Below are 15,558 nucleotides of genomic sequence, written 5' to 3'. Positions count from 1 at the left end.
TGGTAGCGGCGGATGTCAGGAGTGAGCGAGGATGACGCTCATGTGTGCCTTCGATGTGGTGGCGGTCCGGAAGCAGTTCCCCGCACTCGACGAGGGAGCGGCCCATTTCGATGGCCCGGGCGGCTCGCAGACGCCGCAGGTCGTCGCCGATGCGGTCTCGAGAACGATGACCTCGGCGCTCGCGAACCGCGGCCAGCTCACGGCCGCCGAGCGTCGTGCCGACGAGATCGTCGCCGGGGCGCGGGAAGCGATGGCCGATCTGCTCGGCACGACCGCGCAGGGGATCGTCTTCGGCCGCAGCATGACCCAGCTGACGTACGACTTCTCGCGCACGCTCGCCAAGGACTGGTCCGAGGGCGACGAGGTGATCGTCACCCAGCTCGATCACGATGCGAACGTCCGTCCCTGGGTGCAGGCTGCCGAGGCCGCCGGCGCCGCGATCAAGTGGCTCGGCTTCGACCCCGAGACGTCCGAGCTCGACGACGTCGCCCCGCTCCTCACCGATCGCACCCGGCTGGTCGCGGTCACCGGCGCGTCCAACCTCCTCGGCACCCGGCCTGACACGCGCAAGCTAGCCGATCAGGTTCACGAGGCGGGCGCGCTCATCTATATCGACGGCGTGCACCTCACCGCCCACGTCCCGGTCGACGCCGAGTACGCCGACTTCTACGTGTGTTCGCCGTACAAGTTCTTCGGGCCGCACCTGGGCACGCTGACCGCCGCGCCGGAGCTGCTCGAGACGCTCAAACCCGACAAGCTCATGCCGTCGTCGAACGTCGTACCGGAGCGCTTCGAGTTCGGCACGCTGCCGTACGAGCTGCTGGCCGGCACGACTGCTGCCGTCGACTTCCTGGCCGGCCTCGGCGGAACCGGCGCGACCCGTCGGGAGCGGCTGGTCAGCTCGCTCGAGTTGGTCGAGGAGTACGAGGACAGCCTCCGCGACGACCTCGAGACCCGCCTCGCCGCGATCCCCGGCATCACCCTCTACGGCCACGCCGCCAACCGGACGCCGACCCTGCTCTTCAACCTCGAGGGCCACGCTCCGACAGCTGTTGCCGAGCACTTGGCGAAGGCCGGCGTGAACGCTCCGGCCGGCTCGTTCTACGCGTACGAGCCCGCTCGCATCCTCGGCCTCGGTCCGGCCGGAGCCGTCCGTGCGGGCCTCGCGCCGTACACGGATCAGTCGGATGTCGACCGTCTCGTCACCGCGGTGGCCGCCTTGACCGGTTCGTGACGCACTAACTAAAGTCTGTGGGGAAAGTAATTCCGCCCCGAGGGAGTCTGGTGAGAGAACCGAGTGCTGTTTTCGTCCAGTCGGATCTCTCGGACGGACTGACCACCGCGGTCAGATCCGGCTCGACCTGGTCGGCCGCGGGTGCTGAGGTCAGCTGGAACGACGGGACCGTCGACGTCACCGCGACGACGATCTCCCGCGTCGCGCTCCGCTGGTCCGAGCGGCTCCCCGCCGACGCGCTGATCCTCGGTGACGCCTGGGAGCGTTCGTACGGCGACCTCCAGTGGCGTCACGTGCAACCTGAGCGCCTGCTGCCGTGGTACTTCCTCGTCCACGATCCGCAGACCGGCAGCACGGCCGGTGCCGGCGTTGATGTCCAGCCGAGTGCGTTCTGCGCCTGGACGGTCGACGACGACGGCTTCACGCTCTGGCTTGACCTGCGCAACGGCGGCGGTCCCACACACTTGAGGGGCCGGACGCTGACTGCGGCGACCGTGCGACTATTCAATGACGGCGGCACACCCTGGCAGACCCTGAACGCAGCGGTCGCCACCATGAGCACCCGACTACCGGCGCGACCTGAGCCCGCGCCGGTGGTCGGGGCCAACAACTGGTACTACGCGTACGGCGAGAACTTCGACGAGAAGGCCGTCCTGCAGGACGCGACCACGATCGTCGAGCTCGCCGACGGTCACCCGGTCAAACCGTTCAGCGTCGTCGACGACGGCTGGTACCCGGGCGGCGTCTGCTCCGGCGGCCCCTGGGACAGCGGGACACCGGGCGTCTTCGACGACATGGCCGGTACGGCGGCCGCGATCAAGGCGATCGGCGCCCGGCCGGGTCTCTGGTTCCGTCCGCTGCTCGTGCGCGAGCCGGGTCGATGGGCGTCGACCGGGCCTCATGACAAACCGGGGCGCGCGCTCGATCCGTCGTACCCCGAGGTCCTGGACGGAGTGCGAGCGGACCTCCAGCGGTTCCGGTCCTGGGGCTTCGAGCTCGTGAAGCACGACTTCAGCACGTACGACGTCTTCGGCGCCTTCGGGCCTGCGATGGGATCGCGGCTGACGCGCGGCGGCTGGCAACTGCACGACACGTCGCGGACGACGGCTGAGATCATCCTCGCGTTCTACCGGGAGATCCGGTCCGCGGCGGAGGACGTCGTTGTGATCGGCTGCAACACCGTCGGCCATCTCGCCGCCGGGCTGGTCGACGTACAGCGGACCGGTGACGACACCTCGGGCCGCGATTGGGAGCGGACCCGGAAGATGGGGGTCAACACGCTCGCGTTCCGGCTCCCGCAGCACAACCGGTTCTTCGCGGTCGACGCGGACTGCGTTCCGTGCACGCCGCAGACGCCGTGGGAGCTCAACGAGCGCTTCCTCGACCTGGTCGCCCGATCCGGTACGGCGCTGTTCCTGTCGATCGATCCAGCTGCCCGGACGGATCGGTCGGACCGGGCGTTGCGGAACGGTATACATTTGGCGCTCAGTGGTGGTGCGGCGGCTGAGAACACGGCGATCGAGCCGACCGACTGGCTGGTGAACACCACGCCCAACGCCTGGCGGGCGGGTGACGAGGTCCTCCACTACGACTGGTCTCGTCCGTGGGGTGCGGACCCGACCGCCAACTGACCTGGGGGCCTTTGTGAGCGTACGGCGGGGCACGAATCTCGATCGGGTCGGCGGCTTCAACGATGCCGTCGTACTCGACGCGATCCGCCGCAGCGAGCAACTCAGCCGCGTCGAGCTGGCCGAAGCCACCGGGCTGTCCGGCCAGGCCATCTCCAACATCGCCCGCCGTCTGCTTGATGCCGGACTTGTGCGTGAGGCGGGCCGGCTGCGCGGCGTGGGTCTGGGCAAGCCGCGGACGTTGCTCGAGCTCGAGCCCACCGGCCAGTACGCCGTCGGCGTACATCTCGACCCGTCTGTGGTCACCGTCGTACTCCTCGATCTCACCGGCGAGGTGGTCGCGCGGCGGCCGGTCGACCAGTACGCCGACGATCCCGACGTACTCATCGACGGCATCGCGAAGACGATCGAGGAAGTGATCGCCGCGTCCGGCGCACCGCGCGACCGCGTCACCGGCGTGGGCATCGCTGCGCCAGGGCCGATCGATGTCGAGCGCGGCGTGGTCGTTGACCCGCCGAACCTGTCGGCCTGGCACCTGGTCCCGCTCCGCGACGAGCTACGGGAGCGGACCGGTCTGCCGATCGTCCTGGACAAGGACGTGACCGCGGCCGCGTCCGCCGAGAAATGGGCCGGGCAGGGCGGCAGTTTCCTGTTCTTCTATCTCGGTACGGGCGTCGGTGCGGGGCTGGTGATCGGTGATGAGATCGTCCGCGGTTCGTCCAGCAATGTCGGCGAGATCGGTCATGTGATCGTGGATCCGGACGGACCGGTCTGCTACTGCGGGCGGCGTGGCTGCGTGGGCGAGACCAGTCAGCCGCGGTACCTGGTGCAGCAGGCGGTCGCGGCCGGAGTACTTGCCCAAGGCATCGATATTGAGGATCGGCCGGCGGTGGACGCGGCGTTCGCCCAGCTGTGTGCGTCGGCTGCGGACGGTCCTGGGGCTGCTCGGGAGATCATCGTCGCTCTCGCCTGGCGCATCGCCAAGGTCGTCGAGGACGTCGCGAACCTGCTCGACCTGGAGCGGGTCGTCTTCGGCGGCCCGCACTGGGAGCAGCTCGCGCCGGTGCTCGGTGACGCAGTACGCGATGCGCTGGACGATCGCTTCCTGGTGCGTGCTGTCCATCCGTTCGAGGTCGCCGGTACGGCGCTCGGCCAAGACGTCGGCGCGATCGGCGCCGCCAGCCTGGTCCTCGACCAGACGTTCTCGCCAAACCCTTCCTTGTTGTTGCAGAGCACTGCGGTTGTCGCTGAAAGGTGATTGTGTTGATGATCGACCCCGAGGTCCTCGCCCGAGCCGTTGCGGCTGTTCAGCAGGCGACCGGCGACGAGGTGATCGCGGAGATGTTCCGGCGCTCGATGGCCGGGAACCTGCCCGCGGTCGCCGAGCAGTTGCCGGACGGGACGACGTTCGTGCTCACCGGCGACATCCCGGCGATGTGGCTGCGCGACTCCGCGGCCCAGATGCGCCCGTACCTGCTGCTGTGCAAGGACGATCCGGGTCTGCAGGACACGCTGATCGGGGTGCTGCACCGGCAGTTGGAGTACGTCGTACTGGATCCGTACGCGAACGCCTTCAACAAATCGGCCAACGGGGCCGGGCATGTCACCGACGAGACCGAGATGTCGCCGTGGGTGTGGGAACGCAAGTACGAGATCGACTCGCTGTGCTTCCCGCTGGAGTTGGCGTACCGGCTGTGGCGGATCACCGGTCGCGCGGACGTGATCGACGAGCGGTTCCGTGCGGCGGCGGAGGCGATCGTCGAGCTGTGGACGGTGGAGCAGGACCACGAGGCTCGGTCGCCGTACCGGTTCCAGCGTCTTGACGACCGGCCCTCGGACACGCTGGTGCGCGAAGGGCGTGGTCGGTTGACGCAGCCGACCGGGATGTCGTGGAGCGCGTTCCGGCCGAGCGACGACGCTACCGAGCTGGGCTTCAACGTGCCGGGGAACATGTTCGCGTCGGTGGTGCTCGGGTATCTGCAGGAGATCGCTACCGAGGTACTGCGGGACCCGGAGTTGGCTGATCGCGCGAAGGCGCTGAAGGCGGATATCGACGAGGGGATTTCTTCCTACGCGGTTGTCGAGCACCCGGAGCACGGCCAGGTGTACGCCTATGAGGTCGACGGACTGGGGGAGACGTTGCTGATGGACGACGCGAACATGCCTAGCTTGTTGTCGATCCCGCTGACTGGGTATGCAGCGGCGGACGATCCGACGTACCTGGCTACTCGTCGGCTGTTGCTGAGCCCGGAGAACCCTTACTACTACAGCGGGACTGCTGCGGCGGGGATCGGGAGCCCGCATACTCCGCCGCGATACATCTGGCACATCGCCCTCGCTGTGCAGGGCATCTCGAGCACGTCCTCTCAGGAACGCCAGCAGTTGTTGGAACTCCTCCGCGACACGACGGGCGGCACCGGCCAGATGCACGAAGGCTTCAACGTAGACGACCCCACCCAATACACCCGCGACTGGTTCTCCTGGGCCAACGCCATGTTCTGCGAACTAGCCCTAGTCCACGCCGGCATCAAGAGCTAGCCCGAGCACACCGAAAGGACACCGGCCAAAGGACACCGCTCCGCGGCGACTGTTCTCTTGGCCGCCTTCGGCGGCGTGCGGGCTGTTTCTCGCTCAACTGCATCGGCCGCGGCAGCTGCTTGCGGGGGTGTGCTGCGCGGAGCGGTCACCGCTTCGCGGCGGCTGTCCTGTTGGCCGCCTCCGGCGGCCTGCAGCTGTTCCCGCGGGCAGCGCATCCGGCGTAGCAACTGCCTGTCCGGCGGACGGCCAAAGGACACCGCTTCGCGGCGGCTGTTTTGTTGGCCGCCTCCGGCGGCGCGCGAACCGCTCCCCGGCAACCGCTCCCGGCGGGGCATCCTGTCCGTCCGCTAGCGCCAGTCGAACAGCTACCCGGGTACTCATAGCTTGTCGAAGCCGCCGTGGCGGAAGCCGCCTGGATCTACGTCGTCTACAACTTGCTCCATCCTCAGCACTGCATCGATCACATATGCCATTGCCCGGTCGACCTCCTGCTTGGGCCAGTCCCTTTCGCCGTCGTAACGACTGAGCTCGCCGTTGAAGTTGAGTGGGGGAGCCCCAGCGAAGATGCGTTGCCAATGGAGGTATGTCGGTACGTTGATTCCAAAAGCGGTCAGCCGTCCCAATACCTGCAGCCTGCGGAACGATGTTTGAAGGTCCGCCAGGATGCCCCTTGCGTCAACTCGACCGGGCTCCGCAAGTGCGAGCACGTCGGCCTTGATAGGTGGACCGACAAGGTTCTCCCCACCGTGCGTCAGCCCATGCTCGAACGCTGCATGGAGCCAGCCCATAGCGCCAGCGAGGTCGCCGGCGTCCTCCGAAGCCACTGCACTGTTCAGGTATCCCCGCACGATGGCTGATCGAACCGCCTGGATGTCAGCGGCGAGGAAGTCAACCCCCCACGCAAGGCGAACGGCCTCGGTGGCAGCGTCTTTGGTGTAGATCCGAGACTCGTGCACCTCGACAAGTGTTGGGATTCGTGCCTCGTGCTGTGCGGCATTGCGGATGTTGCGGACATGCTCTAGGCCGGGTCTGCCGGGGACGTCGGTCGCCAAACTATCGCTCCGAAACGCCTCTGCAGCGGCCTCAAGCATCGGGCGGAATCCCTGAACCTTCGGGTCGACCTTCGCATCGAGATAACGTGCTGCGTCGAACAGAACGGCACGGATCACCGTCTCGGCCGCGAAGTCGAATCCGACGATCGCTGACACCCGATCCGCGTCAGTCATGCCAGCCGCCGCAAGGGCCTCCGCCGAGGTGAACGCCTGCCGGGCAACCCGCAATCTGCGTGATGTCCTCTCGTTAACCTCGCTGAACAGAGTCCTTGAATTCATAGTTGCACGATAGCGGCGGGTCGCTGAGCCCACATTTCGTTAACTGTCCAAGCACGAATGGTGTCGCGGTGCGAACAGACCTTGCCTTGGCTCGTATCCCAGTTTGTCCGAGTCAAGACTGGTCGGAGCTGCAGATCAGTTGTTCGCTGACGCGACCATCGCGGGGGATCACGTGATGTCGCGGCGGCGGGTGGTCCAGAGGGACAGGGCGGCGAACAGGGCGCAGTATGCGAAGAGGGTTAGTAGGGCTCGGCTGCCGCCTACTGCGTCGCGGACGCCGGGTGGGGCGTCTGTGGTTGACATGCCGGTGACGGCGAAGACTAGCGAGCCGGCGTTGGTGCCGGGGAGGGTGTTGGTTAGCCAGTCCAAGCCTGGGAGGAGGCTGCTTACTACGCCGGCTAGGAGGGTTTCGATGCCTAGGATCCAGACGACGCCTAGGCCGATGGGGAGGGCTACGTTGCGGAAGGCAACGGCTAGGACGGCGCCGGCTAGGCACCAGGTCATCAGGACGAGCCAGCCGCCGGCTAGGCCTTGCAGTAAGGTGCCGATGCTTGGCCAGGTCATGGCGCCGCTTTCAGCCGCAGCGATGCCGATGCTGCACAGGCTGCAGGCGATGAAGATGCCGACGACCCAGAGGGCGATCATCGTGGCCAGGGCTAGGAACTGCACGCCCAGGATTGTGCCGCGGCCGGGGCGTTGGGTGAGGACGGTCTTCAGCGTTCCCCACGTGTACTCGCCACCGATCACGATTGCGCCGAGGACCAGTGCCAGTGCGCCGGCGAAGATCGGGTAGCCGCCGATGGTGTTGTCGATGACGCGTTCGGGGAGCATGCCGCGGAGGACCTCCGCGCGGGGGATTCCGTCGGTTGACGGGGTGTCGTCGCCGGTCGTGTAGGCGAGGTACGGCAGGAGGTAGCCGAAGATCAGGCTCAGGACCAGGCCTGCGCCGAACAGCACCCAGACCGCGGATCGTTTGCGGAGTTTGAGGATCTCCGCGCGGTAGCTACCCAACATCGGCTTTCTCCTCCGTGGTGAGCTCGAAGAAGATGTCCTCGAGCGCTCGTTCGGTCATGTGCAGTTCGGAGACGGCGATGCCGGCGCCGACCAGCACGCTGTTGACCTCCGCAGCTCGCGCGGGATCGACGGCGACCCGCAGCGTGTCGTCGTACTGGTGCACACTGCCGAAGCGGGCCAGGATCGTCTGCGCCTGGTCCTTCGGGTCGGCGCGGACGACCAGCTCCTGTTCGCCGCGCAGTTCGTCGACGTTGTGCTCGGCAACCATCCGGCCCGAGTTGATGATCCCGACCCGGTCGCAGATCTGCTGTACCTCGCCGAGCAGATGGCTCGACAGCAGCACGGTCCGGCCGCCGGTGCCGAGCTCGCGGATCAGCCGGCGCATGTCGCGCATCCCGGCCGGGTCCAGCCCGTTGGTCGGCTCGTCGAGGATCACCAGCTCCGGATCCTTCAACAGCGCGGCCGCGACCCCGAGCCGCTGCTTCATCCCCAGGGAGTACGTCGAGAACCGGTCCTTGGCGCGATCGGCCAGGTCGACGAGCTCGAGTACTTCGTCGATCCGCTGCCGCGCCACCCCGGCGTACTCGGCCAGCAGCCGCAGATTGTCCAACCCCGACAGGTACGGATAGAACGCCGGCGACTCGATCATCGACCCGGTCCGCCCCAGTACGTCGGACTGCCCCGGCTTCCCGCCGAGCACGCGAACGCTGCCGCTCGTCGGCGCGATCAGCCCGGTGAGGATCCGGAGCGTGGTTGTCTTGCCTGCGCCGTTCGGCCCGAGGAACCCGTAGACCTCGCCCGGCAGCACTGTCAGATCGACACCATCGACCGCGAGGGTGTCGCCGTACCTCTTCGTCAGTCCACTGACCTCAACTAGCGCATCCATACCTAGAGCGTGCCGTTCACGCCCGGACCGCCGCGTCGCCTCGGGGGAGTGACCGTGCCTACCCCCGGCGGAGTAGTGCGCTAACGACAGGAGGTACGTGTCCGACGAGCCCGTTCTGAGGCTGTGCTCAGGCATGGGACGACCAATAATCGAGCCGTACCTCCTGTCGTTAGCTCCACTCAGGTGCTGGGGTTCGAGGAAAGGCGGTCGGTGTTTCCGGTGGCGAGTGCTTCGGTGACGTGGTCGACGGCGGACCGGATCACTTCGCCGTAGCCGTCAGCGGGCAGCAGATGAAGGTGCTCGCGCGCCAACTGCAGGTGCTCCTCCGCCTGGAGCGGATGTGCCAGCCGGCGGTAGTCGTCGGCGAGGTTCAGGTGGAGGGACGGGAGCCAGGCGGTGTCCTCGACGACTTCCAACGCACGGAGATCCCAGGTCAACTCATCTGAGGTTTCGTCCTGTACATCCGCCAGATAGTGCGCGATCGCACACCGCGTCTGCCGGTCGTCAACCGCGTCCCACAGAGCCGTCAGCTGAGCACGGGCTGCTTCACGATCTCCGGCCTGACCCAGCGAGACAGCGGCCGTGATCTCCTCGAGGTGCATCATCCGAGCAGCATCGGGCTTCGAGTAGCTGGAAGGTCAACCCAGCCAGCCGGGACGCACCAACCCGGTCTGGTACGCGACGACAACCAGCTGCGCCCGGTCGCGGACGCCGAGCTTGATCATCGCGCGGCTGACATGCGTCTTCGCGGTCGCCGGACTCAGAACCAGCCGCTCCGCGATCTCATCGTTCGACAACCCTTCGCCGACGAGCGCGACGATCTCCTTCTCCCGTTCGGTGAGTACGTCGAGTTCCTTGCTCGCATGTGGTTGCCGGCTGCGGGACGCGAACTCGGCCACCAGCCGCCGTGTGACGCCGGGGGAGAGCAGCGCGTCGCCGCGAGCGACCACCCGCACTGCTTGCAGCAGCTCGACCGGCTCGGTGTCCTTCACCAGGAACCCGCTCGCCCCGACCCGCAGCGCCTCGAACACGTACTCGTCCAGGTCGAACGTCGTCAGGATCACCACATGTACGTCGGCCAGCTCCGGGTCCGCGCCGATCTGCCGCGTCGCCTCGAGCCCGTCCGTACCGGGCATCCGGATGTCCATCAACACCACATCGGGCTTCTCGGCGCGCGCGACAGCGACTGCCTCTGAGCCGTCGGCAACCTCACCGACCACCGTGATGTCGTCCTCGGCGTTCAGCAACGACCGGAACCCGGCCCGCACCAACGCCTGATCGTCCGCCAGCAACACCCTGATCATGCGCTGGAGCTTATGCGAGCCCGGCGTCATGGGCGAGGAGGGCGATCTGGGTACGGTTCCCCAGCTCCAGCTTGGTGAGGATGTGGGAGATGTGCGCCTTGACCGTCGCCAGGCTCATGAACAGCTCGGCGCCGATCTGCGCGTTCGCCTTACCCTGCGCGACCGCGAGCATCACGTCGTACTCACGGGGAGACAGCCGCTGCAGCTTGTCCTGCGCGATCGTGTGGGCGTCGGCCTGCGTCGCGGCACGGTCCATCAGGCGGCGGGTGATCGCCGGCGACAAGATCGGGTCACCGGCCGCGACCCGCCGTACTGCCTCGACGATCTGGGCCGGCGGGGTGTCCTTCAGCAGGAACCCGCTCGCCCCGGCGCGCAGCGCGTGCAGCACGTTCTCGTCGGTGTCGAACGTGGTGAGTACGACGACCTCGGGCGGATTCGTCCGCGCCCGCAACCGCCGGGTCGCGACGATGCCGTCGACCCGGGGCATCCGCAGGTCCATCAGCACGATGTCGGGGAAGTGTGCGTCGACCGCGGCCGGTACTTCGTCGCCATCGGCGGCCTGACCAACCACCGAGATCCCGTTCGTCCCGTCGAGCATCATCTCCAGGCTGGCCCGGACCAGCGCGTCGTCGTCCACGACGAGTACGCGGATCGGCGCCGCTGCGGTTTCGCTCATGCGGGCCACGGTAGCGAGGCCTCGAGCCGGAAGCCGCCACCGGGCTCCTGCCCGTGGTCCAGCGTCCCGCCGGCCAGCTGCACCCGCTCGGTCAGCCCGACCAAGCCGGTCCCGCTCCCGGGCGTGACCGTGGTCCCGTTCGACGCCGGGTTGGTCAGCTCGATCCGCAAGCCGTCGCCCGGCCGCCCGTCCAGCGTGACGGTCACCGGCCGTCCGGCGGCGTGTTTGCGTGCGTTGGTCAGTCCCTCCTGGACGATCCGGTACGCCGTACGCCCCGTTGCCGGAGGCAATGAAGTGGGATCCGCGACATGGTCCTCGTACGCGACCGTCGTACCTGCCTCACGCGACTCGTCCACCAGCGCGCGGACGTCGTCGAAGGTGGGCTGCGGCCGGCCCTCGTACTCGTCCTCGTCGCGGAGGACGTTGATCACCTCCCGCAGCTCCTCGAGCGCCTGGTGTACGCCGGTGCGGATCACGCCGGCCGCCTTCGCGAGCCGCTCGGGCGAGGAGTCGGGGCGGTACTCGAGGGCGCCGGCATACGTCGCGAGCAGGGACAGGCGATGGGCGAGTACGTCGTGCATCTCGCGGGCCATCTTGGTGCGTTCGAGGGTGCGTGCCTCGGCGACGCGGCGGCCCTGCTCGGCCTCGGCGCGGCGGGCGCGTTCGCGGAGGGACTCGAGGAGTTGGCGGCGGGCCTGGGCTCCTTGGCCCCAGCCGAGGAGGGCGGCGTGGACGACGACGTCCAGTACAGCGAACCAGAGGTAGGGGAGTCCATGGATTGGTTGCCAGAGGCCCTGGATCAGGTGCGCGACGGTGCCGGCGATCGCGACGAGCAGCGCAGTACGGAAGGGACGGCGGAGGGCGACGGTCAGCGTTCCGACGGTGGACGGCGGCGTACCGGCGGGGGAGAAGATCGCGAGTACGGCGAGTGCGATCGCGCCGTGTACAGGCCAGCGGATCAGCGTCGGGATCACTGCGACGGAGACGATCCCGACCAGGATGTCGAGCACCAGGAACTTCTGATGCTCCGGATCCGACCACCGCCCGACGATCGTCCCCGCAACCATCGCCGCCACCAGCGCCCACGCCACCAGCGCAGCCACCAGCCCGGACTTCCGCGGCACACACAACTCCTCCATGCCGCCGAGACTAAGCCGCCCCGCCCATCCCCACCACCGACCAAAGTAGAACCCACCCCAGCCCCCCGACCGATGCCACCCGCACCCAACCTCCCGCACTGTGTTCCCACCAACCACCCCAGGGAGCCACAATGCCAACCCCCAACCCCACCACCCCGAACAGCACCATCCGCCTATCCACCACCTCCGCGAACGCCCCGTCCGCCACCGCCAACCCGGCTGACCCGGCCTCGGGTCCGCGGCGCGTTCCTGGGCGTAGTCGACTCGTGGTGGTTGGTGTGACTGCAGCTGCGGCTCTGGCTGACTGGGCGATCCTCGCCCCGCTCGCCGGTCTCACCCTCACCGCACGCCAAGGCGGCACCCAGCACATCGGTGCCGCAGCAGTCCTCGCCGCCTCGATCGTGGTCGCCTTCGCCGGCTGGGGCCTCCTGGCGATCCTCGAACGCCGCACCGCGAATGCCCGCGACACCTGGACCATCATCGGGACGATCGTCTGCGTTCTCTCCCTAGGCAGCCCGCTCACCAACGGCATCGGCCTAGGCGCGAAGCTCGGCCTCGCCTCACTCCACCTGATCGTCGGCGCGACCGTGATCCTCGGCCTCCGCCGTACCAGCGTTCCCGCCGAACGGTGCTAATTGCGCCGCCTGGTAGAACCCCCGGATATGCGCGGTCACCAACGAGGCCGCGCGCTCCGGCTCCCCACCCCGCACCGCCGCCAGAATCCCGCGATGCTCGCCCCGCAACCCAACCGCCACCGCCTCCCAATCAGGCAGATTAGGTACGGCGGCCAGCACATACCCATGAATCGCCGACCGCAACGAAGTCATCACCGCCGCGATCAACACGTTCCCCGCCAACCCCGACAACGCAACATGAAACTCAGCATCGAGCAGATGGAACTCCTCCGGCGACAACCCGGCATCATCCATCCGATCCAGCAGCTCCTCCGCCACCTTCAGCTCATCCGCCCCCAGCTCCCGCCCCGCAGCCTCCCGAGCCGCCCACGACTCCAGCAGCAGACGCGTCTGTACGACGTCCCCCATCGGCAGGTGATTCGTTGCCAGATGCAACCGCAGTACGGCGGTCAGCGGCGACACCGGCTCCGCCACGATCACCGCACCCGCCTCCGGCCCGGATCCGGTCGCGGTCCGTACCACCCCCATCGCCTCGAGCACCCGGACCGCCTCCCGCACCGACGGCCGGCTGATCCCGAGCTGCTCGGCCAGCGTCCGCTCGCCGGGCAACCGCCCGCCGATCCTCAGCCGCCCCGCGGCCAGATCGGCCTCCACCCGGTGCAGGACCAGCTCGTAGTTCTTCATGTGGACGACCCTACCTGTGTGGTCGGACCACAGGGTAGGGTGTGGTCCGACCACAGATTTGAGCCGGGAGTTGTGATGACCGATCGCCAGATGCCCAAATGGTCCGAGCTGAAGCCGCTGCTGCGGCCGAAGCCGATCACGGCGAACCCGACCGAGCGGCGGTTGGAGAAGGCGCTGACGATCGCGGACCTGCGCACGATCGCGAAACGCCGTACGCCGCGCTCGGTCTTCGACTACACCGACGGCGCCGCCGAGGCCGAGATCAGCCTGCGCCGCGCTCGCCGGCTGTTCGCCGAGATGGAGCTGCAGCCGTCGATCCTGCGCGACGTCTCCGAGATCGACCTCGGTACGTCGATCCTCGGCGGCCGCTCCGAGCTGCCGTTCGCGTTCGCGCCGACCGGCTTCACCCGGATGATGAACCACGAGGGCGAGAGCGCAGTGGTCAAGGTCGCCGAGCAGATCGGCATCCCGTACGCGCTGTCGACGATGGGCACCACCTCGATCGAGGACGTCGCAGCCGCCGCGCCGGATGCGCGCAAGTGGTTCCAGCTGTACGTGTGGAAGGACCGCGACGCCGGCGAGGACCTGGTGAAGCGCTCGGCCGCGGCTGGTTTCGAGGCGCTGATGCTGACCGTCGACGTACCGGTCGCTGGCGCGCGGCTTCGCGACGTACGCAATGGTTTCACCATTCCGCCGAGTCTCACCGCGAAGACTGTGCTGGACGCGTCGCTGCACCCGGCCTGGTGGGCCAACCTGCTCACCACGCGGCCGTTGACGTTCGCCTCGCTGTCCACCTGGGACGGCACCGTCGCTGAGCTGCTCGACAAACTCTTCGACCCGACGATGACGATCGACGACCTCAACTGGCTGCGCTCGATCTGGGACGGCCCGCTGATCGTCAAGGGCATCCAGACCGTCGCAGATGCTCGCCGCGTGGTCGACGCCGGCGCGGACGCGGTCGTGCTGTCCAACCACGGCGGCCGTCAGCTCGACCGGGCGCCGACACCGCTGCGCATCCTCCCCGACGTACGCAAGGCGATCGGTAGCGACGCGGAGATCTACCTCGACACCGGCATCATGTCCGGCGCGGACATCGTCGCGGCGATCGCGCTCGGCGCCGATGCCTGCCTGGTCGGCCGCGCGTACCTGTACGGCCTGATGGCCGGCGGTCAGCGCGGGGTCGCTCGTGCCGCCGAGATCCTGACCAAGGAGGTACGCCGCACAATGGCGCTACTCGGCGTGTCCAGCGTGGCCGACCTCAACCCGTCCCACGTCCGCCTGCCGTAGTACGGCGGACACTACAGCGGCAGGGTCGCCGTGATCCTCAGGCCGCCAGAGGGTGTGCGGTTCGCGGTGAGTGAGCCGCCGAGTGCGGTGGCCCGCTCCCGCATGCCGCCGATCCCGTTGCCTTCCGTCGGCGGCGCGCTGAGCGACTGGCCGTTGTCGTCGATCTGCAGCACGAGCGCCTGTTCGCCGTACTGGATCCGGACCGTTGCGGACGTGGCCTTCGCATGGCGTACGACGTTCGTCAGCGACTCTTGGATGATGCGGAACGCGGCGCGGTCGAGTCCGGTCGGTAGCGGACGCGGCTCGCCGTGGACGATGCGGTGCACCTCCAGACCGGCCCGCGACGTACGAGTGATCAGATGATCCAGATGGTCAAGGCCGGCGACCGGTTGGCGGGGCGCGGACTCGTCGGACTGCCGGAGGATGCCGACGATCGAGCGCAGTTCCACGAGGGCGTCTTTGCTCGCGTCCTTGATCGCGGAGAGGGCTGGAGCGGCCTGCTCGGGTTGCCGGTCGACTAGGTGCAGTGCAGTGGCTGCCTGCACGTTGATGAGCGAGATGTGGTGCGCCACGACGTCATGGAGCTCCTGCGCGATCCGCAGCCGCTCCTCACCAGCGCGGCGCAGCTCCTCCTCCTTGCGGGTGCGAGCGGCGGCGTTGACCCGGTCGCGGTGCGCGCGGAACAGTTCGGCCAGAAAGCCGAGGACGACGAAGCAGGTGCCGACCAGGAGCGTCTGGTACAGGCCGAACTCGGTGAGCCCGAACACGAACCGACCGCCGATGTGACCGATGTACAGCGCGGCCAGCGCCGACCAGCCGGAAACCCGATAGCCGAGCCGGATCGTGGTGAACACGGCGATGACGAACGCGAAGATCACCGGACCGTAGGCGTACCCCATCAGCATGTAGACGAGGGTCGACCCGACAGTTGCCCACAGCACCGGCACGGGCCGGGTCCGGAGCCAGTACAGCGACAGCGATCCGATCAGGATCAGCAGCACCATGAACCAGTCCGGCCGACGGGCATCCGGCTCACCGTGAACCGCCGCGCCGATCGAACCGACCACCGCAATGATCGAGATCACCACGGGCAGGCCGATGCGTCGCGCCCAGTACCCGAAGGCGGGCGCGTCGATCGGCTCAGTAGTGGTCACAGTACGAAACCGTAGAGGGCAGCGGACCGGGTGTCATCGTCGCCACGG

At 67.9% G+C, this 15,558-nt stretch carries 15 protein-coding genes; 6 read left to right on the top strand and 9 right to left on the bottom strand.

Annotated elements, in window-relative coordinates:
- Positions 1–31: 31 nt before the first annotated feature.
- Genes FDA38_RS30060 through FDA38_RS30045 form a run of 4 tightly spaced genes read left to right on the top strand, consistent with a single transcriptional unit; the run spans position 32 to position 5,400 of the window.
- Complete coding sequence (locus tag FDA38_RS30060; RefSeq protein WP_233715002.1) at positions 32–1,234, top strand: cysteine desulfurase-like protein; 1,203 nt, start codon at positions 32–34, stop codon at positions 1,232–1,234.
- Between the two features lie 50 nt (positions 1,235–1,284).
- Complete coding sequence (locus FDA38_RS30055) at positions 1,285–2,865, top strand: alpha-amylase family protein (protein ID WP_137257474.1); 1,581 nt, start codon at positions 1,285–1,287, stop codon at positions 2,863–2,865.
- Between the two features lie 13 nt (positions 2,866–2,878).
- Complete coding sequence (locus FDA38_RS30050; protein ID WP_233715001.1) at positions 2,879–4,120, top strand: ROK family transcriptional regulator; 1,242 nt, start codon at positions 2,879–2,881, stop codon at positions 4,118–4,120.
- Between the two features lie 8 nt (positions 4,121–4,128).
- On the top strand, positions 4,129–5,400 hold the full coding sequence (locus FDA38_RS30045) for a glycoside hydrolase family 125 protein (RefSeq protein ID WP_137257473.1): 1,272 nt from the start codon (positions 4,129–4,131) through the stop codon (positions 5,398–5,400).
- A gap of 377 nt (positions 5,401–5,777) precedes the next feature.
- Here the strand turns inward: FDA38_RS30045 and FDA38_RS30040 are convergent, their stop codons facing one another.
- The 7 genes from FDA38_RS30040 to FDA38_RS30010 all read right to left on the bottom strand — a co-directional run bounded on the left by FDA38_RS30040 (position 5,778) and on the right by FDA38_RS30010 (position 11,750).
- The gene (locus FDA38_RS30040; protein WP_137257472.1) at positions 5,778–6,731 is read right to left on the bottom strand and encodes a hypothetical protein; all 954 of its coding nucleotides are present in this window, start codon (positions 6,729–6,731) and stop codon (positions 5,778–5,780) included.
- A gap of 168 nt (positions 6,732–6,899) precedes the next feature.
- On the bottom strand, positions 6,900–7,745 hold the full coding sequence (locus tag FDA38_RS30035) for an ABC transporter permease subunit (RefSeq protein ID WP_137257471.1): 846 nt from the start codon (positions 7,743–7,745) through the stop codon (positions 6,900–6,902).
- Positions 7,735–8,631, bottom strand: a complete 897-nt coding sequence (locus tag FDA38_RS30030) for an ABC transporter ATP-binding protein (protein WP_137257470.1) — start codon at positions 8,629–8,631, stop codon at positions 7,735–7,737. The genes FDA38_RS30035 and FDA38_RS30030 overlap by 11 nt, the downstream gene beginning before the upstream one ends.
- A 179-nt stretch (positions 8,632–8,810) precedes the next feature.
- Positions 8,811–9,236, bottom strand: a complete 426-nt coding sequence (locus FDA38_RS30025; protein WP_137257469.1) for a hypothetical protein — start codon at positions 9,234–9,236, stop codon at positions 8,811–8,813.
- 33 nt (positions 9,237–9,269) lie between these two features.
- On the bottom strand, positions 9,270–9,935 hold the full coding sequence (locus tag FDA38_RS30020) for a response regulator (protein WP_137257468.1): 666 nt from the start codon (positions 9,933–9,935) through the stop codon (positions 9,270–9,272).
- Between the two features lie 10 nt (positions 9,936–9,945).
- Positions 9,946–10,611, bottom strand: a complete 666-nt coding sequence (locus FDA38_RS30015) for a response regulator (protein WP_137257467.1) — start codon at positions 10,609–10,611, stop codon at positions 9,946–9,948.
- Positions 10,608–11,750 carry a sensor histidine kinase gene (locus tag FDA38_RS30010; protein WP_137257466.1) on the bottom strand — a complete coding sequence of 381 codons (1,143 nt, stop codon included), beginning with the start codon at positions 11,748–11,750 and terminating at the stop codon, positions 10,608–10,610. The genes FDA38_RS30015 and FDA38_RS30010 overlap by 4 nt, the downstream gene beginning before the upstream one ends.
- A gap of 131 nt (positions 11,751–11,881) precedes the next feature.
- Between FDA38_RS30010 and FDA38_RS30005 the strand changes: the two genes are divergently transcribed.
- Positions 11,882–12,385, top strand: coding sequence for a DUF6069 family protein (locus FDA38_RS30005; RefSeq protein ID WP_137257465.1), 504 nt, complete (start codon positions 11,882–11,884; stop codon positions 12,383–12,385).
- Here FDA38_RS30005 and FDA38_RS30000 read toward each other — a convergent pair.
- Entirely contained in the window at positions 12,311–13,069 is a 759-nt protein-coding gene (locus FDA38_RS30000; RefSeq protein ID WP_170989922.1) for a FadR/GntR family transcriptional regulator, read from the bottom strand. The genes FDA38_RS30005 and FDA38_RS30000 overlap by 75 nt on opposite strands.
- A 75-nt stretch (positions 13,070–13,144) precedes the next feature.
- Between FDA38_RS30000 and FDA38_RS29995 the strand changes: the two genes are divergently transcribed.
- Positions 13,145–14,356: an alpha-hydroxy acid oxidase gene (locus FDA38_RS29995; RefSeq protein ID WP_137257464.1), complete on the top strand. Its 1,212-nt coding sequence runs from the start codon at positions 13,145–13,147 to the stop codon at positions 14,354–14,356.
- An 11-nt stretch (positions 14,357–14,367) separates the two neighbouring features.
- Here the strand turns inward: FDA38_RS29995 and FDA38_RS29990 are convergent, their stop codons facing one another.
- Positions 14,368–15,510, bottom strand: coding sequence for a sensor histidine kinase (locus FDA38_RS29990; protein ID WP_233715000.1), 1,143 nt, complete (start codon positions 15,508–15,510; stop codon positions 14,368–14,370).
- Between the last annotated feature and the right edge of the window lie 48 nt (positions 15,511–15,558).

This window comes from Kribbella jiaozuonensis, assembly GCF_005233875.1.
In the GTDB taxonomy this organism is placed as follows: domain Bacteria; phylum Actinomycetota; class Actinomycetes; order Propionibacteriales; family Kribbellaceae; genus Kribbella; species Kribbella jiaozuonensis.
The sequence above is the reverse complement of the archived record's forward strand: the minus strand, read 5'-3'. Positions and strand labels throughout refer to the sequence as shown.